The organism is Streptococcus parasanguinis, from assembly GCF_023109675.1.
Classification (GTDB): Bacteria; Bacillota; Bacilli; order Lactobacillales; family Streptococcaceae; genus Streptococcus; species Streptococcus parasanguinis_I.
In genome coordinates, this window is record NZ_JALDUR010000002.1 from 49,996 (window position 1) to 75,397 (window position 25,402).

Annotated in this window: 19 protein-coding genes and 1 tRNA gene; 19 read left to right on the forward strand and 1 reads right to left on the reverse strand. The window is 41.8% G+C overall.

Annotated elements, in window-relative coordinates; genetic code table 11:
• Position 1 precedes the first annotated feature (1 nt).
• The 17 genes from M1G14_RS01820 (at position 2) to M1G14_RS01900 (ending at position 20,041) form a co-directional block, all read left to right on the forward strand.
• Positions 2–400, forward strand: a complete 399-nt coding sequence (locus M1G14_RS01820) for a hypothetical protein (protein WP_070594916.1) — start codon at positions 2–4, stop codon at positions 398–400.
• 278 nt (positions 401–678) lie between these two features.
• Positions 679–3,771, forward strand: a complete 3,093-nt coding sequence (locus M1G14_RS01825) for a phage tail tape measure protein (RefSeq protein WP_247926204.1) — start codon at positions 679–681, stop codon at positions 3,769–3,771.
• Positions 3,765–4,490, forward strand: coding sequence for a phage tail protein (locus tag M1G14_RS01830; protein WP_247926205.1), 726 nt, complete (start codon positions 3,765–3,767; stop codon positions 4,488–4,490). Before M1G14_RS01825 ends, M1G14_RS01830 begins: the two co-directional genes overlap by 7 nt.
• The gene (locus tag M1G14_RS01835) at positions 4,481–8,404 is read left to right on the forward strand and encodes a phage tail spike protein (RefSeq protein ID WP_247926206.1); all 3,924 of its coding nucleotides are present in this window, start codon (positions 4,481–4,483) and stop codon (positions 8,402–8,404) included. The genes M1G14_RS01830 and M1G14_RS01835 overlap by 10 nt, the downstream gene beginning before the upstream one ends.
• Before the next feature lie 12 nt (positions 8,405–8,416).
• Complete coding sequence (locus M1G14_RS01840) at positions 8,417–8,638, forward strand: hypothetical protein (RefSeq protein ID WP_247926207.1); 222 nt, start codon at positions 8,417–8,419, stop codon at positions 8,636–8,638.
• Positions 8,638–9,309, forward strand: coding sequence for a hypothetical protein (locus tag M1G14_RS01845; protein ID WP_247926208.1), 672 nt, complete (start codon positions 8,638–8,640; stop codon positions 9,307–9,309). The genes M1G14_RS01840 and M1G14_RS01845 overlap by 1 nt, the downstream gene beginning before the upstream one ends.
• Before the next feature lie 19 nt (positions 9,310–9,328).
• Complete coding sequence (locus M1G14_RS01850; protein WP_247926209.1) at positions 9,329–9,793, forward strand: phage holin family protein; 465 nt, start codon at positions 9,329–9,331, stop codon at positions 9,791–9,793.
• A complete protein-coding gene (locus tag M1G14_RS01855) occupies positions 9,777–10,106 on the forward strand; it encodes a phage holin (RefSeq protein ID WP_129824211.1) in 330 nt (109 codons plus the stop codon). The genes M1G14_RS01850 and M1G14_RS01855 overlap by 17 nt, the downstream gene beginning before the upstream one ends.
• Before the next feature lie 9 nt (positions 10,107–10,115).
• Entirely contained in the window at positions 10,116–10,862 is a 747-nt protein-coding gene (locus M1G14_RS01860; protein WP_247926210.1) for a CHAP domain-containing protein, read from the forward strand.
• Positions 10,863–11,154: 292 nt separating this feature from the next.
• Positions 11,155–11,242, forward strand: a tRNA-Ser gene (locus M1G14_RS01865).
• Between the two features lie 83 nt (positions 11,243–11,325).
• Positions 11,326–14,427 carry a DNA polymerase III subunit alpha gene (locus M1G14_RS01870; RefSeq protein WP_247926211.1) on the forward strand — a complete coding sequence of 1,034 codons (3,102 nt, stop codon included), beginning with the start codon at positions 11,326–11,328 and terminating at the stop codon, positions 14,425–14,427.
• 84 nt (positions 14,428–14,511) lie between these two features.
• Positions 14,512–15,525, forward strand: a complete 1,014-nt coding sequence (gene pfkA / locus M1G14_RS01875) for a 6-phosphofructokinase (protein WP_021152956.1) — start codon at positions 14,512–14,514, stop codon at positions 15,523–15,525.
• Between the two features lie 69 nt (positions 15,526–15,594).
• The gene (pyk, locus tag M1G14_RS01880; RefSeq protein ID WP_049472257.1) at positions 15,595–17,100 is read left to right on the forward strand and encodes a pyruvate kinase; all 1,506 of its coding nucleotides are present in this window, start codon (positions 15,595–15,597) and stop codon (positions 17,098–17,100) included.
• 159 nt (positions 17,101–17,259) lie between these two features.
• Entirely contained in the window at positions 17,260–17,820 is a 561-nt protein-coding gene (gene lepB / locus M1G14_RS01885; RefSeq protein WP_070673890.1) for a signal peptidase I, read from the forward strand.
• Between the two features lie 100 nt (positions 17,821–17,920).
• A complete protein-coding gene (locus tag M1G14_RS01890; protein WP_024055964.1) occupies positions 17,921–18,562 on the forward strand; it encodes an amino acid ABC transporter permease in 642 nt (213 codons plus the stop codon).
• A gap of 12 nt (positions 18,563–18,574) precedes the next feature.
• Positions 18,575–19,204 (forward strand): amino acid ABC transporter ATP-binding protein, encoded by a 630-nt coding sequence (locus M1G14_RS01895; RefSeq protein ID WP_024055963.1) that lies wholly within the window; start codon positions 18,575–18,577, stop codon positions 19,202–19,204.
• Positions 19,205–19,213: 9 nt separating this feature from the next.
• Complete coding sequence (locus M1G14_RS01900) at positions 19,214–20,041, forward strand: amino acid ABC transporter substrate-binding protein (protein ID WP_247926212.1); 828 nt, start codon at positions 19,214–19,216, stop codon at positions 20,039–20,041.
• A 295-nt stretch (positions 20,042–20,336) separates the two neighbouring features.
• Here the strand turns inward: M1G14_RS01900 and M1G14_RS01905 are convergent, their stop codons facing one another.
• Entirely contained in the window at positions 20,337–21,527 is a 1,191-nt protein-coding gene (locus tag M1G14_RS01905; RefSeq protein WP_247926213.1) for a cation diffusion facilitator family transporter, read from the reverse strand.
• Positions 21,528–21,678: 151 nt separating this feature from the next.
• Here M1G14_RS01905 and pcrA point away from each other — a divergent pair, with 151 nt between their 5' ends.
• Positions 21,679–23,964 (forward strand): DNA helicase PcrA, encoded by a 2,286-nt coding sequence (gene pcrA, locus M1G14_RS01910; RefSeq protein WP_247926214.1) that lies wholly within the window; start codon positions 21,679–21,681, stop codon positions 23,962–23,964.
• A gap of 157 nt (positions 23,965–24,121) precedes the next feature.
• Positions 24,122–25,396, forward strand: coding sequence for a DUF2130 domain-containing protein (locus M1G14_RS01915; protein ID WP_049474800.1), 1,275 nt, complete (start codon positions 24,122–24,124; stop codon positions 25,394–25,396).
• The last annotated feature ends 6 nt before the right edge of the window (positions 25,397–25,402 follow it).

Consider the following 25,402-nt stretch of genomic DNA (forward strand, 5'->3'; position numbering starts at 1 on the left):
AATGCGTAAGAGTGTGATCATTAGTGAAAAGGAGTATGAGCTTGTAACAAATGCTTACACTCCTATTGCTTATAAGAGCGAATTTGGAAAAGATTTCTTCCAAGATTTATTTGGAATGATCTCAAACCAAAATATCATGCAAATGGCTGAGAATGGCAACAATGAAGTTGACATCAACATGTTAGCCAATTTTGACATGACCTTCTTCAATCGCTTGTTTTGGGTTTTCACAAAATCAGGAAATCCACACATCAAGCCTTATGAACAATTTTTTATGGAAATGGAGGAATTTCCTTTGCAGGACATCGCTCCAATTCTAATGGAAATGATCAACGACACGATGACATCAAAAAAAAACCAGATGAGTCAGAATCAGCCAGTAATGAAATCTTTACAGTAGAATCTTATCTCTCCTGTTGTAAAGAAACTGGTCTCACAATTGATGATCTAAAGCACATTTCAATTGGAATGGCCTTGGACTATCAAACAGATTATGTGAATTTGCGTACTGAGAACAAATCAGAAACACGCAAGGCTACACAGTCAGATTTTGACTCATTCTAGTCTGAAACAGAGTGCTGAGAGGAAGAATCTGAGGTCAAGTTCATCGAATAGATGGACGATTGATCACAAGAATCCTTTAGGCGCTCTTTATATTTTTATGTGAAAGGAGGAAACATGGCCGGTAATATTAAAGGGATAAAAATTGAGATTGGTGGGGATACACAGCCCCTTCAAAATGCCCTGAAAAAAGTAAATTCTGCTTCTGTTGAAGCAGCAAAGGAATTGAAGAGTATTGACAAGGCTCTGAAATTTGACACAGGGAATGTGACTCTATTGGCTCAGAAGCAAGAAGTCCTCCAAAAGCAAGTCTCAACAACCAAGGAAAAACTTGAAACATTGAGACAGGCACAAGCACAAGTTGAAGCTCAGTTCAAGAGTGGTGACATTGGTGCTGATCAATACCGTGCATTTCAACGTGAAGTGGTCCAGACGGAGAACATCCTGAAGGGCTATGAGAACAAGCTTGAGAATGTCAATAAGGCATTAGACGGAAATGGAAATGCTACCAAGTCCAACCGTGAACAACTGAAAGAACTTCAAAATGAGCAACAGCGCCTTGCAAGTGAAGGAGATAAAGTTGTCAGCTCATTCAAACTACAAGAAAGCCAAATGGGTTCCAACGCTAGTGAAGCGGATAAGTTGGCGCTTGCTGAACAGAAGATTGGAAAGCAAAGTGAGATTGTTGCTCAACAGGTCGAGAACCTTGAGAAACAACTTGCCATTGCAAAACAAGAGTATGGCGAAAATTCAACAGAAGTCAATAAGCTAGAAACCCAACTGAATGAGTCCAAGGCTGCCTTCAACGGGCTTGCTAATGAGATGGAGAACCTTGGTGAGTCAGGCAAGAAAGCTAGTAGCGGTCTAGAAGAGACAAATAAGCTTCTGAAAGCTGAATTGCTGAATCAATTCTCTGAGAAGTTATCTGAGATCAGTCAAAAGTTGGTTGATTTTGGAAAGAGCGCTCTAGATGCATTCCGGGAAATTGATGAGGGAATGGACACCATTGTCACCAAAACTGGTGCTGGTGGGAAAGCTCTTGAAGAAATGCAAGGCATTGCTAATGGAATAGCCACTGAAGTCCCTACTGATTTCAGCACCATCGGGAACGCTGTTGGTGAGGTCAATACTCAATTCAAATTAACTGGAGACGCTTTGAAAGTGACTTCAGAAGACATGATCAAGTTCTCTGAGATCAATGGTACAGATGTAACAAACGCAACAATCCAATCAAAACAAGCTATGGAAGCCTATGGCTTATCCATTGATGACTTAACAGAGATTCTGGATAATGTAACCTATGTTTCTCAAGATACAGGGGTTTCTGTTGATGAGTTGATGAAAAAGGCAACTGATGGAGCGCCTCAAATCAAGATGCTTGGTCTTGAATTTGGTGAGGCAGTCACCCTTATTGGCCAATTCGAGAAAAACGGGGTGGATTCATCCTCAGCGCTTTCTGGATTGACAAAGGCCGCTGGTGTATATACCAAGCAAGGAAAGACCATGAAGCAAGGTCTGAATGAAACCATTGAAGCCATTAAGAACAGCAAGTCAGAGACCGAAGCGATGGGAATCGCTATGGAGATTTTTGGTGCTAAGAAAGCCCCTCAGATGATTGATGCAATCAAGCGTGGGAAATTCAACATGGAAGATTTAGGCTACACTTCACAAGTGTCAGCCGGTTTGGTTTCACAAACTTATGAAAGCACTCTGGATCCTATTGACAAATTCACGACAGCCCAAAATGGTTTGAAAATCGTTATGGCTGAAGTCGGTGGGGCTATAGCAGAAACATTTGCTCCAGTGCTTGATGTACTTGTAGGCCTTTTTAAAAATGTCGCAGAATGGGTAAATAAATTACCTGGGCCAATTAAAGAACTTGTAGTTGTATTTGGAAGTATTGTGACAGTAGCTGGAGTACTGTCCCCAATATTCCTCGCATTACAAGCGGCAGCAATGGCGGCTGAAACCACTATAGGTGGACTGATAGCTGCTGCATTACCAATAATTGGAACAGTTATAGCAGTAGCTGCTGCAATTGCTGGAATTATAGTAGTTATTAAGTATTTATGGGAAACCAATGAGGGATTCAGAACCGCTGTTGAGACTGTTTGGAACGCTATCATGTCAGTCATCAACACTGTTGTCCAAGCCATTTCAAGCTTTGTTATGGAAATCTGGGGAACACTGACAACATGGTGGAATGACAATCAACAATTGATCAGGCAGACAGCAGAAACAGTCTGGAATGCTATTTCAGCAGTAGTGACAACAGTCATGAATGTTCTTGGTCCTTTTATTGAAACAGCATGGAATAACATTTCAACCGTAATTTCTACGGTCTGGGAGACCATCAAAACTGTTGTAGAAACAGCCATCAACGTGGTATTAGGCATCATTAAGACTGTGATGCAGATCATCAACGGGGACTGGTCTGGGGCTTGGGAGACCATCAAGGGTATTGGTGAAAATATCTGGAACGGGATCAAAAGTATCTGTGAATCTGTATTCAATGCAATGGCTCAAATCTTATCTGGAATTTGGGACACAATTTCCGGTACGGCTTCAACTGTTTGGAACGGGATCAGCTCAACTCTATCTGGGATTTGGGATGGAATCACAGGAACAGTTTCAACTGTATTCAATGGGATTTCTAGCACAATTTCAGGAGTTTGGAATGATATCAGCTCAACCGCTTCAAGCATTTGGAATGGGATCAAAGACACAATTGACACAGCTATCAATGGAGCAAAAGATCTCGTAGGAAGAGCCATTGACGGAATTAAAGGTTTCTTCAATTTCCAATTCAAATGGCCACACATCCCACTACCTCACTTCAAGGCCAGTGGATCACTGAATCCAATGGACTGGCTGAAAGGTAAAGGGATTCCAAGTATCGGAATTGACTGGTATGCCAAAGGTGGGATCTTAACCAAGCCCACAGCATTTGGCATGAATGGAAATAGCCTGATGGTTGGTGGGGAAGCTGGAAAAGAAGCAGTCCTGCCACTGAATGAACGGAACTTGAGCGCCATTGGTCGGGGCATCGCCCAAACAATGGACCCACAAGGAACCGTAATCAACATCAACATCTCTGACAACATCATCAGAGAAGAAGCTGATATTGAGAAGATCGCTAACAAGGTATCTCAGAAGATAGCTGCTGAATTGAGGAGACAGAAAGAATTGAGAGGAGCGCCTGCATGGTAAAGTACAATGAATTGATTATTGATGGAGTTGGAACTTCATCATTTCCATTTGATGTGATTGTGCTGGAAGGCCCTACAATTCAAGTAGGTCTCTCAAAAGACAAGCTATTGAGCCATGATGGAGTGAGTGGATATATTGTTCAGTCGAATCCTCACAGAGAAGCGATTGAAAAGAAATACACTCTTCAACTCATCAACCCAACAGAACTGCAAGTCCTTGAATTTGTCCAATTCCTCTCCAAAAGGAATTTCTGGCTTGAGAATCAACAGAACAAGCTCACAAGATGGTTCTGTTATCAGACAAAGGTGTCTGACACTCAGAGAGATAAAACTAAAATGTACTCTGTGGAAGTGACATTTGTTTGTCACCCCACCAAATACATGAAGAACAACGATGTTCAAACTCTCGCCTCAAATGGTGTTCTCAGGCTCCAAGGTAGTTCACTAGCGTTCCCTAAAATCACAATCAAAGGAAACAGCTCTTCTGAGACCAGCTTCACAATTGGAAAGCAGACTATCAAACTTGAACAACTCTCCGAGAGCGCTGTGATGGTGAATGATCCACAAAATCCAAGCTTCTTGGATAAGAAAGGGAATCTTGTGAAGTGGTCAGGAGACTTCATCACAATTGATGCAAACCAAGCCCAGAAAACTGTCGGTGTAGTTTTGGGGCCTGGCATTCAATCTCTTATTTTTGAAACAAATTGGGGGTGGTTATAATTCTTTATCTATTAGACAGAAATGTTCAAACAGTAAAATGGAATGGCCAGCCACTCCATGAAGCAACAAAAGCAGAAGTTGAAGAAGTAATCAACGTGAGCTACACACTCAAGGTTGACTATCCAATCACAGACACTGAAATTTATAAAAAATTTCAGGAAGACATGCTCATCATCGCCCCCACTCCTGTAACTGGCCGGCAACTGTTCCGGATTAAGGAGATCAGCGAGCAAGATGACACAGTAAGTCTGACTTGCCAGCACATCACAGAGGACATCTTCAAGCGCTCTGTTCGTCCTATCAAGGTTTCAAACTCAACCTGTCAAATCGCCTTGAATGCTATGATTTCAGCAGTCAAGACACCACTTGGGAAGTTCTCTTTCACAAGTAACATCATGGACAATAGAACCTTCAACACTACAGAAGATGAAACGCTTTATAAGATCCTGATGGATGGAAAACATTCCATCGTGGGTGCTTGGGAAGGTGAGATGATCCGTGACAACTTCCTGATTGATATTCCTAAAAGTCGGGGAATTGATCGTGGTGTGGTAATCACCACACATCAAAATTTGAAGCAGTATGAACGAAACAAGAGCAGTTCCAGCATCATCACAAGGCTACATCTGAAGTCAACATTCAAGCCAGAGGGAGCAGAAGAAGACACGGTTCTGAAAGTCACTGTGGACAGCCCCCTCATTGGCAGCTACCCTTACATCAATGAAGCTGAGTATGAGAATAATGATCTTACTACAGAGGAAGAATTGAGAAAATGGGGTGAAGCCAAATTCAAGAATGGAGACATTGACAAGTCCACTGATCAGATTAAAGTTGAAGCCTATGAGCTAGATGGTCAAACTGTGCATCTTGGTGATACAGTGACCATCATGAGCTTGAAGCATGATGTCATGATGAAGAAAAAAGCTGTGGGCTATGTCTATGATGCTCTGTCAGAAGAGTATATCTCTCTTACATTTGATGACAAGGCTGGCCACGGTGGAGGTATGTCAGGATCAAATGGAATTTCTGATGTAGCATCTGAAATCCTTGATACAGTCCAAAAGACTCAAGAGGATGATGAATACTACAAGAAATTGAAAATATTGGTTGATAATGCCAACAGAGCCTTTGAAGACAAAGCAGGAGCTTTGAAGAAAGAGATCACAGATGGCATTGAGCAAGCCAAAGCACAAGCTGAAGTGGTCAAAGAGGAAATCTCAGCTCAAGTCACTGAGAAGATCAAAGCAGCAAACCAAGCTAACAAAAATGAAATTGTGGAAGAATTTAAGGCTCAATACAATGGCATTGAAGTCAAAATGGAAGGCTTTAAGAATACAACTGACCAATTAAAGACCAGCGATGCAGATATCAAGAAAATAATCAATGACTTCAAAGCTCAAACACAAAGCCAATTTGTAGGAGTCCAAGGCGCACAATCACGCTTTGAACAGACCACAGAAAAAGCTATCTCTGACCTGACCAATGTAACGAATGGCAAGGCTGATCGGTCATTTGTTGAGCAGACGGTGGCAAGAGTCAAAGAAGAGTTCACAACAATCGGTGTTGTTGGTGGCCCTAACATGCTCAGGAACTCAAGGGCAGATGAGGGTTTGAAATATTGGACGGAAGTAAATAACAGATTAGCTTTCACAGCCCATCAATTCTACTTCAATGGTCAAAAACGAATGTTTGAATTGAGACCTGGTGCAGTCGTTAAAAGTCCTCGTTTCATTGTGAAGCAAAATGCAGACTATACATTGAATTTTTTAGGTTTTGACAACAATTCCAAAATGTTCAAGGTTTATTTCTGCAAACGCAGAAAAGGATCAACAGCAGATTTTGAAGAAAAACAACTAGTATATGATGGGAAACCAAGATGGACAGATGGACCTATTTTGGATGAAAATAGAGCAATCAAGAAATCATTCCAATTTAATGTTGGAAATTTTGATGATGGTTATCTCCAATTTGAATACGATAAAAACAATCCAAATAAATGGGGCGGCCTATTTTTGACAGAGCTAGACTTCTACGAAGGTACCAATGACCGCAAGTGGCAGCCTGCTCCAGAAGATCAAAATTATCTGGTAGAGCAAGCACAGGCTACTTTTGAGAAGACAGTGGAAGGCCTAACCACTCAATTAACTAAATTAGAGACCAAAACTGGTCCAAGTGGTGAACTTGAACAGCGCATGCTGACATACTCTGAGAAAGCTGCTGTGGACGCTTTAAAAGCAACCAGACAGATTCTAGAACAAGGGTATGTTGCTAAATCTCAATATACGGAAGATGTGGCTGGAATCACAAGAAGATTTGATGAAATCGTGCAAGCAGGGGAGAACCTGCTTAAAAACAGCGGTAATCCTCAAAATGTGGAGGGATGGGGGTATTATGATCCCGGATTGAGTCCAGCAGTAACGGTCTCAACTAATCCAATCTACTACAATGAATCAAGAAAACTCTTCAAACTTGATAATTCAACTGATAATGTCAAGGTAGCAGCATCCCAACGCTTCAACATCAAAAGAAATACAACTTACACAATTTCATTTGATGCAATTGGATCAGATAATCTTAAGAATGCCACATTCTACTTCCTAGCACGAAAAAAAGGTGAGACGGGGACTTTTACAAAAGTCTTTACTCTTGCTGATAAGATCACAGTGCCACAAGACAGAATCACACGTTACTATTTCACAGTCAACTCTGAAGACTACGATGAAGCATTCTTGCGATTTGACAATAACGGATCATCAAATGGACAGCCATCAAGTCTCTTTTTTGGTGACATTGATGTGTATGAAGGATCTATCAAGAGAGCTTACCAACCGCCAACAGATGACGGTTCACCAGTGATTGAAGCTAAACTTGCTGAATTTAAACAGACGGTGGATGGACAATTCACGACAATCACCAATCAAATGGGTGACACGTTGAGAAAAACAGACATCCAGATCACATCTGGTCAGATATCATTCGGCACAGGTAAGACTATCAACGGAAGAACCATCAGCTCCTTGCTGGTGCAAGAGCCAGAATCCATTGCTTTGATCGCACAATTGATCAAGGTTAAAGGTGATATGGTAGTTGATGGATCAATCACAAGCAGGCATCTGGCATCTCAAAGTGTCCGAACAGGACACATGGAGTCTGGATCAGTAACCACTCAGATCCTTGCTAGTAATGCAGTAACAGCGGATAAGTTACTGGTGGACTCCGCAATGATTAACAAGCTTGTATCAAATCAAGCATTCATCAGAGAGTTGACTTCACAGAAGGCATTCATTACTCAATTAAACTCTATTGACATCGCTTCAAATCGTTTTACTGGTGATAGAATAGCCTCTTCTGATGGATCACTAACTTTTGATTTGGTAAAAAATCAATTAAGAATGACGAACAACACAGCTTCGATATCAAGAGAAGACGCTGGATATCCAACCCAATTCATATGTTACGAGTCTTCTATTGAAAACGGACAAAAACATTCCAAAACAATCATTGGTAGCAATCGGGATGGCTCAAAAAATTGGAATTCCGTATCATTCTCTGGGATCGTAATAGATAACAACTCGAACAATAGTGTTGATAAAGTTTTTCAGTATGGAGACTATAACAACATGCGTCATGCTTCGTCTGACGAAGGTTGGAATTTTAGCGTAGTAACTCAAATACTAACACCGGGTATTTGGAATAAAAACTCAGAAATTTGGTGTAGGCATTTTGTTATTCCAAAGAAAACAAAATCAGATACGGACGTACCAACGGAATTTATCCGTCTAGACGAAAGCGTGGCTGCTTTGTGGAAGTTATTCGAGCATTTAAATGGACAAATTTCTACGACTGGTGCAATGCATGCAAAAATAACACAAATGGTCAATGATTTTGGATACAAACGGGATCATATTAAATAATGGAGTAAATAAATGAAAGAAAACACTTATGTATCAATCATCACAGATCTAGCCAATCAATTGGCTAGTAAATCAATCAATGAAGCTGAGTTCAAGGCACGATTGACTGAATCACAGCAGGAAAAAGAACAGCTCATCAAAGAGCTAGAAATCTATCGCTCTGTCCTTGAATCTGACAAAGATTTGAAGGACCTATTTGAAGAAGTTAAGAATAAGAATGAGGTAAATGCTTAATGAATTATAAAGTACAGTTCAAATCCTATGATCCCGTAGCGAATGCCACAAAGGTTTCCATCAAACAAGATTATCCTTACCGTGTGTTTGAAGAATCCCTTCCAAACAACCGCATGGGAGATGAAGAATCAACTCTTGTGGAAGCTGTTCTAAACCTTGTACGAATGGAGTTAGACCCTTCTTGCGCTATCGTAGCCCTCAAAAAAGAGCTTGACAAGTCTGTTGATGCCAATAAGAACGCAATCCTGAAAATTCAAGAACTCACTCAAGAGAACGAAAAGAAAGATGTCCTAATCCAAAATAACAAAGCTCTTGCTGATTGGTCTGTCCTTGTAGCTGTAACCAATCAAGACAATCCACTTGATCCAACACTCTACAAACGGGCGCTTGAGCTTGTGGAAGCTGCTCAAGTAGGTAAAACCTACAAACAACATGACATCTTCACCCTCGTAGATTCTGATCACACTGAAAAATACAGTGAAGGAAAGCGTGTCCTTGTACAAGTTAACTATGATTTCACATACAATGGGGAATCAATCAAAGACTTGAAAGGCCCACTACTCCAAAATGGTAAGCTTGCAATCTACAATTGGGAAGTTCCCAAAGAAGAGAATCAGAAAAAACCTTCAGGAGATCTTGAAACCCAACCAGTAGCACAACCTGAATCATAAATTGAGAGGAGTGTGATTGATGTATCAAGAACCAGATGGAATCTTTGGAATTATTGAAGTAGTACGGGATTTCTATGATCACGGAATTGATGAACACATGATTGTGTTCATGTTCATGGCCATTGTTGCTCTAGATATCGTTATAGGAGTATCTAGAGCGTGGGCCTATCACGAGTTTTCAAGTCGAAAATGGAGAAAAGGGCTGGTAAGTCACACAGCTATGATCTTAATTGTAGCCATTGGCTATCCATTCGCCTTATATATGAATCTTGGAGCTGTGGTTGATGCCTTCATTGTAGCAATGATGGCAGCATACGGTTCCAGTATTCTTGCCAGTCTCTCAGCTTTAGGAGTTGAAATTCCTGGCCTAGATCGTCTTGTGAAACAAAATATTGATCATGAGAAATTTCAGTTAAAAGATGGCTTGGAAGAGCCTAGTAAATTAATCAAAAGAGGAGAAAAGAAAAATGAATCAAATCACTGATATTGTTACAAGTAGCGCAATGAGTATTCTTGTAATTCTGGTTGGAATTGTTGTTCAAGCAGTCAAGAAATATCTTTTGACTCGTGGAGGGAAGAAAGCTCTTGAAGTGGCTGAAATCCTTGCAAACAATGCTGTCCATGCCACTGAACAAGTAGCAGGAACATTGGACATCCACGGCAAGGATAAGATGGAGCATGCTAAAACTAGCTTGATTGAAGGACTAGAAGCATATAACATCAATTTAACCAATGACCAACTAAACACATTCATTGAAGCGGCTGTGAAAAAAGCAAATGAACAATGGAAGAAATGAGGTTCTAAAATGGCAACACTAAATGACATTCTAAATTATGCAGAATCTTTGGCAAATCAAGGTGTGGGAGCTGATGCAGATGGTGCATACGGAACCCAATGTGTAGACCTCCCAAATTCAATTTCTATCAACTTTTTTGGGAAAGCTCTCTGGGGAAATGCTATTGACCTACTTAATTCAGCCGCTGGGTTAGGATATGAAGTAGTATATGACGCAATTGGAGTCAATCCACGAGCAGGAGCCATCTTTGTCATGGACACAACTTATCTATGCGGTCATCCCTACGGTCACACAGGAATTGTAATTGAAGACAGCGATGGAGTCACTATGAAAACCATTGAACAGAACATTGATGGGAATGCTGATTCCCTTTATGTTGGAGGTCCTGCACGATACAACACACGCAACTTTGATGGAATTGTTGGATGGTTCTATTTCCCAACTGATGACACATCTGTGACATTTGAACAGCCAGAACCATCAGAACCATTGACAATTGAATCAAATGGATTCAATCCAGAAACAGGAACATTCACTGTTGAAGTATCTGCTCTAAATGTACGAACTGAAGCCGGTCTTGGAGCTGAGATTGTAGCTGTATACAGTACAGGTCAAGAAATCAATTACGATGGATGGATTGATAATGATGGATATATCTGGATCACATACATTGGCGGTTCTGGAAATCGTAGATATGTAGCTGTAGGAAAATCCGAAAACGGTCAACGCATCACAGACTTTGGATCTTTTAAATAAGAAACAGAAACCCTCCTCATCGGAGGGTTTTTCTGTTATAACGGAAAGTTTCAGAAATGTCCGGTATAACCTCAAACAATTATCGAAAAATCTTTTCCTATTAAATGACTTTCTTTTGTCTCTAAGATAAAAAAAATAAAACTTGAACTTTCTTGAAAGCTATGCTAAACTAACAATGTGAGCAATGGACTTGTGGAGTTTTAGAGTCAGTACCTAAAACAGACCCTAAAAGCTAAAAACAGCGATATGAACAACTTTCAGAAACTCCCACCGGCTCCATATTTTTATTCATGGAAGATTACTCAAGAGGCTTAAGAGGCCGTGTTGGAAACGCGGTAGGCGTGTAAAAGCGTGCGTGGGTTCGAATCCCATGTCTTCCGTTGTTGAGACATCATTGTGTAGCAGTGGTGTTTTTTTGTACAAAAAAGAGTCCCAAAAATAGACAAGTGAGGGAGGAGAAAAAGTGATTGCACAGCTAGATACCAAATCAGTCTATACTTTTATGGAAAGCCTTGTGACCATAAAAGATTATGTCCACGTGGCTAAAAGCATGGGGTATGGCGCTTTGGGAATCATGGATGTAGATAATTTGTATGGTGCCTATGAATTTATCGAAGCCTGTCAGGCCCAAAAGCTCAGCCCCTTGGTCGGTTTAGAAATTGGACTAGAGGTAGACAATGTAACAATTTCGTTTCGAATGATCGCCCTGTCAACGAAGGGCTACCAGAATCTGATGAAGATGTCGACCGTCAAAATGATGGGGAAGAGCAATTGGGAGGATGTGAAGCACCTAACAGAAGGAGTAGCAGTCATTGTCCCTGCGCCTTTTGCTAGTGGAGACTTGCCGCCTGGTCTAGATTACTTCATCGGAGTTTTTGCGGATACGCCGGTCCAAGAGTTTAGCCACCCTGTGCTCCCTCTTCATACCGTTCGATTTTTTGAGGCTGGGGATGTGGAAGCCATGCAGATGCTGGCAGCCATCAAGGACAATCAAAGCTTGACAGAAACAGGGCCAATTGATCCGACAACAGTCCTAAAAACTCCTCAGGATTTAAAGAATGATTTTGCAGAGCGATTTCCGCAAGCTATCACAAATCTGGAAAACCTTGTCCAAGGGATTCAATATGATATTGACACCCAGTTGAAATTGCCTCGCTTCAATCCCCAGAAACCAGCTGTTGAGGAACTGAGAGAATTAGCACAAGCGGGTCTTCTTCGAAAGAACTTGACCAGTCCGGTCTATCAAGAACGTCTGGAGTATGAATTAGACATTATTCACCAAATGGGCTTTGATGATTATTTCTTGATTGTCTGGGACCTTCTTCGTTTCGGACGGAGTCAAGGCTATTATATGGGAATGGGGCGTGGGTCTGCTGTCGGCTCACTGGTAGCCTATGCCTTAGAGATTACCGGGATTGATCCTGTGGAGAAGAACCTCCTATTTGAGCGCTTTTTAAATGTGGAGCGCTACACCATGCCGGATATTGATATTGATATTCCAGATATCTATCGTCCAGAATTTATCCGTTATGTGAGAGACCGTTATGGAAGTTACCATGCGGCACAGATCGTGACCTTTTCAACCTTTGGGGCTAAACAAGCCATTCGAGATGTCTTTAAACGTTTCGGGGTCCCTGAGTATGAATTAACCTCTATTACCAAGCGGATTGGCTTTAGGGATACACTGACGACGGCTTATGAACAGAACCTAGCTTTTCGGCAAGTGATTCATAGTCGAGCAGAATTTGAACGTGGCTTTGAAATTGCCAAAAGAATTGAAGGTCAACCAAGACAGACCTCTATCCACGCGGCTGGGGTTGTGATGAGTGACCAGGATTTGACAGATCACATTCCTCTCAAGTATGGAGAAGACATGTTTGTCACCCAGTATGATGCCCATGCGGTTGAAGCCAATGGTCTGTTAAAGATGGACTTTTTGGGTCTGCGAAATTTAACCTTTGTTCAGAAAATGAAGGAAGCCGTCTATGAAAAGTACCAAGAAAAGATCGTGATTGAAGCCATTGATTTAGAAGATCCAGAAACCTTGGCCTTGTTTGCTGCTGGGGATACCAAGGGGATTTTCCAATTTGAACAGGCTGGAGCCATTCGCCTCTTGAGACGAGTGAGACCCAATCATTTCGAAGAAGTGGTAGCGACCACCTCTCTCAATCGTCCAGGGGCTAGTGATTACATTGATAATTTCGTCAAAAGAAAGCATGGCCAGGAAAAAGTTGACATTCTGGATCCAGCTATTGAAGAAATCTTACGGCCCACTTATGGGATTATGCTCTATCAAGAGCAAGTCATGCAGGTTGCCCAACGTTTTGCAGGCTTTAGCCTGGGAAAAGCCGATATTTTACGTCGGGCTATGGGCAAAAAAAATGCAGCTGAAATGCACAAGATGGAAGACGATTTTGTCTCAGGTGCGCTTAAACTTGGGCATACGGAAGAAAAAGCTAAAGAGGTCTTTGCGATCATGGAAAAATTCGCAGGCTATGGGTTTAACCGTTCCCATGCCTATGCCTATTCTGCCTTGGCCTTTCAGATGGCCTATTTCAAGGTCCATTATCCAGATGTTTTCTTTGATGTCATGCTCAATTATTCGAGCAGCGATTATTTGACAGATGCTCTCCAGTTTGATTTTAAAGTCGCACCATTATCCATCAATACCATCCCTTACAGAGATAAGTTCCAGGATCGAAAAATCTACTTGGGAATGAAAAATATCAAGGGACTCCCAAGAGATTTAGCGTATTGGATCATTGATAATCGTCCCTTTGAAAGTGTCGAAGATTTTATTTTACGACTCCCCAATCAGTATCATAAATTGCCTTTGTTAACACCTTTAGTGGAGCTTGGATTGTTTGATATTTTTGAAAAAAATAGGCGCAAGGTGCTTCACAATTTGCCGAATTTGTTTGTCTTTGCCGATGAGCTAGGTAGTTTATTTGCAGATTCTAACTATTCCTGGACAGAAGCAGAAGACTTTAGCCAGGCTGAAAAATATGAGAAGGAAGAGGCCATTATTGGTGTCGGGCTCAGTACTCACCCATTGGTTGCGATTGGGCAAACGAGTCCCTACGAGATCCAACCAATTTCTCAACTCATACAAGGAGAGCAGGTACGCATTCTCATTGAGGTACAAAGCATTCGAACCATTCGAACCAAGTCAGGTGATCTCATGGCTTTCTTACAAGTCAGTGATACCAAGAAAAAATTGGATGTGACCCTTTTCCCTGAAACCTACAATCGATTTTCCTCCTTGATAAAAGAAGGTGGCTTTTATTACTTGACAGGGAAAATACAAGAGCGTGATGGGCGCTTGCAGATGATTCTAGCAGAGGCACAACTGGCAACCAATGAAAAGTTCTGGATCCAGTTGCTCGATCATCGTCAGGATAAAACGATTCTTTCTATCTTGAAAAAATATCCGGGCCCATATCCTGTGATATTACGCTATGAAGACGAGAAAAAAACTCTTCAATTGAAGGGCTATACAGTCCAGAAAAACAAAGAATTGGAAGATGAACTAAAGAATCTCGTTATGAAAACGATTTATCGGTAAAAACTGCGAAAAATACGAGAATTTTAGTCTTCTTTGTGTTATAATTACGTAGAATGTAAAAGAAAAAAAGGAGCAAACAACGAAATGAAACGTATTGCTGTTTTAACTAGTGGTGGAGATGCCCCTGGTATGAATGCTGCCATCCGTGCAGTTGTTCGTCAAGCAATTTCAGAAGGAATGGAAGTTTTCGGTATCTATGATGGATATGCGGGAATGGTTGCTGGTAAAATTCAGCCCCTTGACGCCTCATCTGTTGGAGATATTATTTCCCGTGGTGGTACCTTCCTTCATTCAGCTCGTTACCCTGAATTCGCACAACGCGAAGGTCAATTAAAAGGGATCGAGCAATTGAAGAAACACGGGATCGAAGGTGTTGTCGTTATTGGTGGAGATGGTTCTTACCATGGTGCGATGCGCTTGACTGAGCTTGGATTCCCAGCTGTGGGTCTTCCTGGTACGATCGACAACGATATCGTCGGAACTGACTTTACAATTGGTTTTGATACGGCAGTCACAACTGCAATGGACGCGATCGATAAGATCCGTGATACTTCATCTAGTCACCACCGTACTTTCGTTATCGAAGTGATGGGACGTAACGCTGGAGATATCGCTCTTTGGGCAGGGATTGCATCTGGTGCAGATGAAATCATCATCCCTGAAGAAGGATTCAAGATCGAAGATGTTGTTGAGAGCATCAAAGAAGGTTACGCAAAAGGTCGTACCCACAACATCATCATCTTGGCTGAAGGCGTGATGTCTGCAGATGAATTTGGTAAAGCTTTGAAAGAAGCTGGTGATGAAAGTGACCTTCGTGTGACTGAGCTTGGCCACATCCAACGTGGTGGTTCACCTACAGCGCGTGACCGTGTTCTTGCTTCACGTATGGGAGCACACGCTGTTAAATTGTTGAAACAAGGAATCGGTGGTGTAGCCGTTGGTATCCGTAATGAAAAAATGGTTGAAAACCCAATCCTTGGTAAAGCAGAAGAAGGAGCCCTCTTTAGCTTGACAGAAGATGGTAAGATTGTGGTAAACAATCCACATAAAGCTGATCTTGGTCTTGCCGAGTTGAACCGTAGCTTGTCTTCAATCTAATTTTATTTCATTAATTCGTTAACCTTGTCTTAAAAAGACAGATATATTAAAAAAGGAGTCATATATATCATGAACAAACGTGTAAAAATCGTTGCAACTTTAGGTCCTGCGGTAGAAATCCGTGGCGGTAAAAAATTCGGTGAAGATGGATACTGGGCTGAAAAACTTGACGTTGAAGCTTCAGCACAAAACATTGCTAAATTGATCGAAGCTGGCGCTAATACTTTCCGTTTCAACTTCTCACACGGTGACCACCAAGAACAAGGTGAACGTATGGCGACTGTTAAACGTGCAGAAGAAATCGCTGGTAAAAAAGTTGGTTACCTTCTTGATACAAAAGGTCCTGAAATCCGTACTGAATTGTTCGAAGGCGAAGCTAAAGAATATTCATACAAGACTGGTGAACGTATCCGCGTTGCTACAAAACAAGGTATCAAATCAACTCGTGAAGTGATTGCTTTGAACGTTGCTGGTGCGCTTGATATCTTTGATGATGTTGAAGTTGGACACCAAGTATTGGTTGATGATGGTAAATTGGGTCTTCGCGTTGTAGAAAAAGACGCTGCAAAACGTGAATTCGTTGTTGAAGTTGAAAACGATGGTATCATCGCTAAACAAAAAGGTGTAAACATCCCTAATACGAAGATTCCTTTCCCAGCACTTGCTGAACGTGATAACGACGATATCCGCTTCGGTTTGGAACAAGGTATCAACTTTATTGCGATCTCATTTGTACGTACTGCAAAAGATGTTCAAGAAGTTCGTGCTATCTGTGAAGAAACTGGTAACAGCCACGTTCAATTGTTTGCGAAAATCGAAAACCAACAAGGTATCGAAAACTTGGATGAAATCATCGAAGTTACTGACGGTATCATGATCGCTCGTGGTGACATGGGTATCGAAGTACCATTCGAAATGGTTCCAGTCTACCAAAAAATGATTACTTCTAAAGTAAATGCTGCTGGTAAAGTTGTTATCACTGCAACAAACATGCTTGAAACAATGACTGAAAAACCACGTGCAACTCGTTCAGAAGTATCTGACGTCTTCAACGCGGTTATCGATGGTACTGATGCTACAATGCTTTCAGGTGAATCTGCAAACGGTAAATACCCACTTGAATCTGTAGCTACAATGGCGAAAATCGACATGAATGCTCAAACACTTTTGAAAGAATATGGTCGTTTGAACCCAGCTACATTCGAACGTAACTCTAAGACAGAAGTTATGGCTTCAGCTGTTAAAGATGCTACAAACTCAATGGATATCAAATTGGTTGTAACATTGACTAAGACAGGTCACACTGCACGTTTGATCTCTAAATACCGTCCAGATGCTGATATCTTGGCATTGACATTTGATGAATTGACTGAACGTGGATTGATGTTGAACTGGGGTGTTATCCCAATGTTGACAGATGCTCCTTCATCAACTGACGATATGTTCGAAATTGCTGAACGTAAAGCAGTTGAAGCTGGTCTTGTTAAATCTGGTGATGATATCGTTATCGTTGCTGGTGTACCAGTTGGAGAAGCTGTTCGTACAAACACAATGCGTATCCGTACAGTACGTTAATAGACAATTCTATCTTAAAGCCTTGCTGGTTGGTCTGAAAGGACTGACCGCGAGGTTTTTCTTGTTTAGAGCGCTAACAAGAATTCTCACTAATGCTTACTTTCTCTTTTTTAAAGATCAAAAAAATGGTATAATAAACAAAAAGGAAGGGAGACATACATGCCAAGGAGAGATTTAATTAGAAATGTCATCATTGTCGGTGTTCTGGTTTTAGCACTGATTTTGCTTCGTATCTTTGTATTTCATCCATTTAGTATCAATGATAAGATGGCCAATGCTTCTGTGAAAAATGGAGATCTTGTGGTAGCGACTAGAAATGCTCAGGTAGATCGCAGTGATTTGGTCTTATACAAGGTCGGTGGAAAAGAATACCTTGGACGTGTTATTGCCAAAGAAAACGATGAAGTCAGCTACGTAGATGACGTCCTCTATTTGAATGGACAGGCAACACCAGAACCTTACCTGAATAAAATGCTGAACAAACATCTAGCTGCTCCAACGAGTAATGGGTATTATACTGATGATTTCTTTTTATCAGAGTTAAAAGGGACCAAGGCTGGTCGTGTACCATCCGATACCTTTCTAGTCTTAAATGATAACCGTGGGGATACAGAAGATAGTCGTGAGTTTGGTTATATCCATAAAAATCAGATCGAAGGAGTCGTGAATCTACGTCTCTACCCTCTCAATAAATTTGGATTTATAAAAGTAGAAGAATAGCCGAAAGGCTATTTTTTTTATAAATATCAAAATGAACTAGTTATTTTTTTCATTTTTGTGGTAAGATGTTCATTAAATAATTTTTTAGGAGGAGAATGCTATGCAGTATGCTTTGGAAATTTTACCAAGTTTGTTAAAGGGAGCAAGCCTCACCTTGCAAGTGTTTGCTTTCGTATTGATTTTATCGATTCCACTTGGAATCGTTGTTGCCTTTTTGCTTCAATTGCGCTCAAAGATCCTGCATGGACTCCTAACGATTTATATCTGGATCATGCGAGGGACCCCTCTATTGCTCCAGTTGATCTTTATTTATTATGTCCTTCCAAGTATTGGGATTCGGATTGACCGCTTGCCTGCGGCTATTATGGCCTTCACCCTTAATTATGCAGCCTATTTTGCGGAAATCTTTCGTGGAGGAATTGTCGCCATTCCGACAGGTCAGTATGAGGCGGCTAAGGTCTTAAAACTGAGTTCATGGCAAACGATTCGCTACATTATTTTGCCTCAGGTGGTGAAGATCGTTCTTCCAAGTGTATTCAATGAAGTCATGTCCTTGATCAAAGACACTTCCTTGGTCTATGCTCTGGGAATCAGTGATTTGATCCTCGCAAGTCGGACGGCAGCCAATCGTGATGCCAGTCTAGCACCCATGTTTTTAGCGGGAGCTATTTATTTAATCCTCATTGGGATCGTGACCATCATTGCCAAGCGGGTTGAAAAGAACTTTTCATATTATAAATAGGAGGAGAAGCATATGTTAGAATTAAAACAAATTTCGAAACGTTTTGGGGATAAGCAGATCTTATCAGATTTCAATCTTCTCGTTCCTGAAAAACAAATCGTTGCCATTGTTGGACCTTCTGGAGGAGGAAAGACCACCTTGCTTCGTATGCTAGCTGGTCTTGAAACGATCGACTCTGGTCAGATCATCTACAATGGTGAAAACTTGCCTCTGGATGCCTTAGAAAAACGAAATCTTCTCGGATTTGTCTTCCAGGACTTTCAATTATTTCCACACTTATCGGTCATGGAAAACCTCATTTTGTCCCCCATCAAGACCATGAATATGAGTAAGGAAGATGCTAGTAAAAAAGCCATGAGTTTACTGGAGCGCTTGGGGCTCGAACATCATGCGGATGCTTATCCCTTCTCCCTATCGGGTGGTCAGAAGCAACGGGTGGCATTGGCACGTGCCATGATGATCGATCCGGAAATTATTGGCTATGATGAGCCGACTTCGGCCTTGGATCCAGAATTGCGATTAGAAGTTGAGAAGTTAATCTTGCAAAATCGTGAACTGGGGATGACCCAGATCGTTGTTACCCATGATATTCCATTTGCAGAAGCGATTGCGGATGTTCTTCTCAAGGTTGAGCCTAAATAGGAGGAGAGGATGAAACGAGTAATACCATGGTTGCTAGGTGTCCTTAGTCTTGTCTTTCTGACAGCCTGCGGGCAGACAGTGAGTGATCCTAAAGTGGACAATTGGCAAAAATACCAAAAAGAGCAGTCCATCACGATTGGTTTTGATAATACTTTCGTTCCTATGGGCTTTGAACAAAAAGATGGAACCTATGCGGGTTTTGATATTGATTTGGCCAATCAAGTCTTTGAATCTTATGGGATTCATGTGAACTGGCAACCCATTGATTGGGACATGAAAGAGACGGAACTAAAAAATGGGACTATTGATGCCATCTGGAATGGCTATTCGGCTACAGATGAACGTCGGGAAAGTGTTGCTTTTACAAAGCCCTATATGAAAAACGAGCAAGTCTTGGTTACAAAGAAAGCATCTGGGATCCAATCAGTCGATGGGATGAAAGAGAAACGATTAGGTGCCCAGACCGGATCGTCTGGCTATATGGATTTTGAAGCCAATCCTAAAATCTTGAAAAATAAGGTCAAAAATCAAAAGGCTACCCAATACCAGAGTTTTAATGAGGCACTGATCGATCTCCAGAACGATCGGATCGATGGTCTTTTAATCGACCGTGTCTATGCCAACTATTATTTACAAACAGAAGGAATTTTAAAAGACTACAATGTCTTTCCTGTCGGTTTTGAGACAGAATCCTTTGCAGTAGGGGTACGCAAGGCAGATAAAACTTTGAAGAAAAAAATTGATGAAGCCTTTGTAATACTCTATCAAAAAGGCCAGTTCCAAAAGATCTCTAAGAAGTGGTTCGGAACTGATGTAGCAACAGACGATATCAAGTAAAAAAGCTAGAAAATACTTCCTAGCTTTAGATAAAAGACAAAGTTATCTTAAAAACTTTCCTTAGGTGAGTACGGACGTCAGCGAACTTCTACGAAGTTCCATGACTTAGTTTTGAACCTAAGGTTTCAAAACTCCCGAGTGCTAGAAACATTACTGTTTCTAGCACTTTTCTCACAGCGGAAAGTTTTGGTATACTTTTGATTCATTTTAAAAATTAGAAAATTTTTAGAGAATCAATTAACTTTTTTTATAAGATTTGGATACTCTCTCAAGCTAGGAAATGATTCCTAGCTTTTTAGTCGGTTTTATTAGTGATTTGATGGAAAATCTTTTGCCAAGTTTCGTGGCGACGCCAGAGACTGGTATGGATTTGACCGTCTAGTTCATAGCGTATGAGTTTGGTTTTTTGGCTGATGGACTCCAGTTCAAAGTTTTGGAATTGAACTTGGTCGCTTGCGAGAGCCTCTATTAATTCTGCCTTGTTGTGTTCGTGACCGGTATCGTCAATCAAGGTATAATTATCCGCTAGCAATGTATCAAACTCTTGCTTAGCATAGAGGCGTTTTTCGTAGGTCAAGAGTTTCTTTTCAACGTTTTCGATCAGCTCATCTTCAGGAATTGAGCTAGGTTCCACATGGACGTCAATGTCAAAGACTCCAAATTCTTCTTTCAGGAGATTCTCGACTTCTTCTGTGATCGCATGACTTTCATAGACGGAAAGGTCGGGATTCATCTCCAAGACAACGTCCAGATAGATATTGCTTCCGTAGGTCCGCCCGCGTTGGTATTTCACACGCGCAATCTTAGGGAGTTTTAAAATAGCTTTTTCGTAATCTTCGAGGAGACTATCGTCAAAGCCGTCTGAAAGACTAAAGGAAGATTCCATAAAAATATCGTAGGCTGTTTTGAGGATAAAGAAGGTGATGATGATGGCTGCGATCTTATCAACAATTGGATAGTTAAAAGCACTAGCAGCGATCGCGATCGACGTCCCAAGAGATGTGACGACGTCTGAAAGATTGTCTTTTGCGGCCGCTTTTAAGGCTTTTGATTTAGCTCGTTTTGCTAAGCGAAGATTGTAGAAATAAACGCCTAGCATGACAAGGGCTGAAACCACTCCGACACCAACACCGAGTGGATCAATGCTAACGGTTTCATTGCTGAAGATCTTTTGGAGGGTATCGCGTAAGACATCAAAACCGACATAAAACATAATGATGGAGGTGACTAGACTAGCTAGATCCTCAATTTTCCAGTGACCAAACTTGTGATCACGGTCAGCTGGTTGGCGAGCGAGACGAATCCCGATGAGCAGGGCAGCATTGCTGATGATATCAGATAAGTTGTTAAATCCATCGGCTACCAAACTGGATGAATGAAGTAGATGGCCGGTAGCCAATTTTACTGAAGAGAGCAATAAATAGGCTAGAATACTAATGATAGCGCCACGTTCGGCCAGTTTTAAGTTACTGTATGGTTTATCCAAAATATCCTCCTAGACCTCGGATGAAATCCTGTTTTCTTTAAGCTACTATTATATCGTTTTTGGAAGGGAAATTCAAATGAGTCCTTTTTTAAAAGAAGCTAGACCGGTTTTTGTGGTATAATAGAACGATTGAATGAATGAGGAGTATGAGATGAATCCTTTATTGAATGGTATGAATGATCGCCAAGCAGAGGCGGTCCAAACGACAGAAGGTCCCCTCTTGATCATGGCGGGGGCTGGTTCTGGTAAGACACGTGTCTTGACCCACCGCATCGCTTACTTGATCGATGAAAAAATGGTCAATCCTTGGAATATTTTGGCCATTACCTTTACCAATAAAGCCGCTCGGGAGATGAAGGAGCGGGCTTATCAATTGAATCCAGCCACCCAAGATTGCTTGATTGCGACCTTCCACTCCATGTGTGTGCGCATCCTTCGCCGAGATGCGGATCATATTGGCTACAATCGCAATTTTACTATTGTAGATCCAGGAGAACAACGGACCTTGATGAAGCGGATCTTGAAGTCCTTGAACTTGGATCCTAAAAAATGGAATGAACGGACAATCTTGGGGACTATTTCCAATGCCAAAAATGACCTGATCGATGAAGTGGCCTACGCCGCCCAGGCTGGCGATATGTACACCCAGATCGTCGCCAAGTGCTATGAGGCTTACCAAAAGGAACTCCGTCAGTCAGAAGCAGTGGACTTTGATGATTTGATCATGCTGACCTTGCGTCTTTTTGATCAGCATCCAGATGTGCTGACCTATTACCAGCAGAAGTTCCAATACATCCACGTAGACGAGTATCAAGATACCAACCATGCCCAATACCAGTTGGTCAAACTCTTGGCTTCACGCTTTAAAAATATCTGTGTCGTTGGGGATGCGGACCAGTCTATTTATGGCTGGCGGGGAGCAGATATGCAGAATATCCTGGACTTTGAGAAGGATTATAAGGAAGCTAAGGTCGTTTTGTTGGAGGAAAATTATCGTTCCACTAAAACTATCCTGCAAGCAGCCAATGATGTCATCAAAAACAATCGCCACCGCCGTCCGAAGAATCTCTGGACACAAAATGAAGACGGGGAAGATATTGTTTATTATCGGGCTAATGACGAGCAGGATGAAGCAGTCTTTGTTGCTAAAACGATTGAAGAGCTCAGTCGCGAAGCTGGCTACAAGCACCGTGATTTTGCTGTTCTCTACCGAACCAATGCCCAGTCACGGACCATTGAAGAAGCGCTGCTCAAGTCCAACATTCCCTACACCATGGTGGGAGGCACCAAGTTCTACAGCCGGAAGGAAATTCGGGATGTCATTGCTTATCTGAACTTGATTGCCAACCTCAGTGACAATATCAGTTTTGAGCGCATTATCAATGAACCCAAGCGGGGAATCGGGCCAGGTACAGTGGATAAGATTCGTGACTTTGCCCAAATGCAAGAGTCTTCACTCCTGGATGCTTCAGCCAATATCATGCTCTCAGGCATCAAAGGAAAGGCCGCTCAAGCCATCTGGGACTTTGCCAATCTCATTCTTGATTTGAGAGAAAGATTGGACCAGCTCACCATTACAGAGTTGGTCGAAGAAGTCCTTGACAAGACAGGTTATATGACAGCCCTAACCAATCAGGGAAATTTGGAAAGTCAGGCCCGCATCGAGAATATCCAAGAGTTCCTATCTGTTACCAAGAATTTTGATGAAAATGGAGAGACCGTCGAAGACGAATCAGGTGTGGAAACCTTGAGTCGTTTCTTGAACGATTTGGCCTTGATTGCCGATACAGACGATGGGGCCCAAGAAACTTCAGAAGTCACCTTGATGACTCTTCATGCAGCCAAGGGATTGGAGTTCCCGGTCGTCTTCTTGATTGGAATGGAAGAAAATGTCTTTCCTCTTAGTCGTGCAGCAGAGGATCCAGATGAATTGGAGGAAGAACGTCGCTTGGCTTATGTGGGGATCACGCGGGCAGAGAAGGTTCTCTTCTTGACCAATGCCAACTCTCGTTTGCTCTTTGGGCGGACCAGCTACAACCGTCCGACGCGCTTTATCAATGAAATTAGCTCAGATTTGTTAACCTACCAAGGATTAGCGCGTCCGGCCAACACTAGCTTTAAGGCTTCTTATAGCAATGGTGGCGGAACGACCTTTGGAAAAGGCATGAGTCTGTCACAAGCCCTTCAAGAGCGCAAGAGACAAGCAGCTCCAAGTGCCCTCACATCATCAAGCCTCCCCTTTGGCAATAGCAACCGTTCTAGTGACAAAGAGAGCGTCGCTTGGTCTATTGGCGATATTGCTATTCACAAGAAGTGGGGAGAAGGAACCGTGCTTGAAGTATCAGGCAGTGGCAATACCCAAGAGCTTAAGATTAACTTCCCAGAAGTGGGTCTCAAGAAACTCTTGGCCAGTGTCGCGCCGATTGAGAAGAAATAAGTGGAGATCAGGAAGCTAAGTTCACTGTTTCAGATTATAAACAATCAACCTCTATAGAGAAATGAATATTCAGTTAAAACCAGCAAGCCTCGTTTGCTGGTTTTGATTTTACAGGTGACATGATATAATATACTAAGAATAGAGAAAGAGGCAGGCTATGAACGAAATCAAGTGCCCCAACTGTGGGGAAGTTTTTACAGTTAATGAAAGTCAATACAGCGAGCTCTTGTCACAGGTACGGACAGCTGAGTTTGACAAGGAAATTCATGAGCGGATTCGGCAAGAATTGGCTTTGGCAGAGCAAAAGGCCCTAAATGAGCAGCAAGAGAGGTTAGCTAAGAAGGACCAAGAAATTGCCCAGTTACAGAACCAGATTCAACAGTTTGATACCGAAAAAGAATTGGCCAAAAAAGAGGTGGAGCAAACCGCTAGCCAAAGTCTGCTAGAGAAAGAAAAAGAAGTTCAACAACTTGAGAATCAGCTGGCGACCTTGCGCTTGGAGCATGAAAACAAACTGCAAAAGACGCTTTCTGACCTAGAGAAAGAAAGAGACCAGATCAAAAATCAGCTCCTTTTACAAGAAAAAGAAAACGAGCTTTCTCTGACTTCGGTGAAACAAAACTATGAAGCCCAGCTTAAAGCGGCCAATGAGCAAGTTGAGTTTTACAAGAATTTCAAGGCCCAACAATCAACCAAGGCCATTGGGGAAAGTCTGGAGCAGTATGCGGAGAGTGAGTTTAACAAGGTTCGTAGCTTTGCCTTCCCTAATGCCTATTTTGAAAAGGACAACAAGGTCTCTGCACGTGGGTCTAAAGGGGACTTTATCTTCCGTGACTTTGATGAAAATGGGCTGGAATTCATTTCCATCATGTTTGAGATGAAAAATGAAGCAGATGGAACTGAGAAGAAGCATAAGAACGCTGATTTTTACAAAGAATTAGACAAAGACCGTCGGGAAAAGAACTGTGAGTATGCTGTTTTGGTAAGTATGCTTGAAGCAGATAATGACTACTTCAACACAGGGATTGTCGATGTTAGCCACGAGTATGAGAAGATGTACGTCGTTCGTCCTCAGTTCTTTATCCAGTTGATTGGTCTCTTACGCAATGCGGCTCTTAACTCTCTAAAATACAAGCAAGAACTAGCACTTATCCGTGAGCAAAATATTGACATCACCCACTTTGAAGAAGACCTGGATGCATTTAAAGTTGCCTTTGCTAAGAACTACAATTCGGCTTCTGTCAACTTTGGCAAGGCTATCGATGAAATCGACAAGGCCATCAAACGGATGGAAGAAGTCAAGAAATTCTTGACTACGTCAGAAAACCAACTCCGCCTCGCTAACAACAAGTTGGATGATGTTTCCGTTAAAAAATTGACTCGGAAGAATCCAACCATGAAGGCTAAGTTTGATGCCTTGAAGGAAGACTAGGAGGCT

What these genes read in the sequence shown, in the direction of transcription:
- M1G14_RS01820 (WP_070594916.1), top strand. Translation starts at nt 2, where the DNA reads ATGCGTAAGAGTGTGATCATTAGTGAAAAGGAGTATGAGCTTGTAACA.
- M1G14_RS01825 (WP_247926204.1), top strand. Translation starts at nt 679, where the DNA reads ATGGCCGGTAATATTAAAGGGATAAAAATTGAGATTGGTGGGGATACA.
- M1G14_RS01830 (WP_247926205.1), top strand. Translation starts at nt 3,765, where the DNA reads ATGGTAAAGTACAATGAATTGATTATTGATGGAGTTGGAACTTCATCA.
- M1G14_RS01840 (WP_247926207.1), top strand. Translation starts at nt 8,417, where the DNA reads ATGAAAGAAAACACTTATGTATCAATCATCACAGATCTAGCCAATCAA.
- M1G14_RS01845 (WP_247926208.1), top strand. Translation starts at nt 8,638, where the DNA reads ATGAATTATAAAGTACAGTTCAAATCCTATGATCCCGTAGCGAATGCC.
- M1G14_RS01850 (WP_247926209.1), top strand. Translation starts at nt 9,329, where the DNA reads ATGTATCAAGAACCAGATGGAATCTTTGGAATTATTGAAGTAGTACGG.
- M1G14_RS01855 (WP_129824211.1), top strand. Translation starts at nt 9,777, where the DNA reads ATGAATCAAATCACTGATATTGTTACAAGTAGCGCAATGAGTATTCTT.
- M1G14_RS01860 (WP_247926210.1), top strand. Translation starts at nt 10,116, where the DNA reads ATGGCAACACTAAATGACATTCTAAATTATGCAGAATCTTTGGCAAAT.
- pfkA (WP_021152956.1), top strand. Translation starts at nt 14,512, where the DNA reads ATGAAACGTATTGCTGTTTTAACTAGTGGTGGAGATGCCCCTGGTATG.
- pyk (WP_049472257.1), top strand. Translation starts at nt 15,595, where the DNA reads ATGAACAAACGTGTAAAAATCGTTGCAACTTTAGGTCCTGCGGTAGAA.
- lepB (WP_070673890.1), top strand. Translation starts at nt 17,260, where the DNA reads ATGCCAAGGAGAGATTTAATTAGAAATGTCATCATTGTCGGTGTTCTG.
- M1G14_RS01890 (WP_024055964.1), top strand. Translation starts at nt 17,921, where the DNA reads ATGCAGTATGCTTTGGAAATTTTACCAAGTTTGTTAAAGGGAGCAAGC.
- M1G14_RS01895 (WP_024055963.1), top strand. Translation starts at nt 18,575, where the DNA reads ATGTTAGAATTAAAACAAATTTCGAAACGTTTTGGGGATAAGCAGATC.
- M1G14_RS01900 (WP_247926212.1), top strand. Translation starts at nt 19,214, where the DNA reads ATGAAACGAGTAATACCATGGTTGCTAGGTGTCCTTAGTCTTGTCTTT.
- pcrA (WP_247926214.1), top strand. Translation starts at nt 21,679, where the DNA reads ATGAATCCTTTATTGAATGGTATGAATGATCGCCAAGCAGAGGCGGTC.
- M1G14_RS01915 (WP_049474800.1), top strand. Translation starts at nt 24,122, where the DNA reads ATGAACGAAATCAAGTGCCCCAACTGTGGGGAAGTTTTTACAGTTAAT.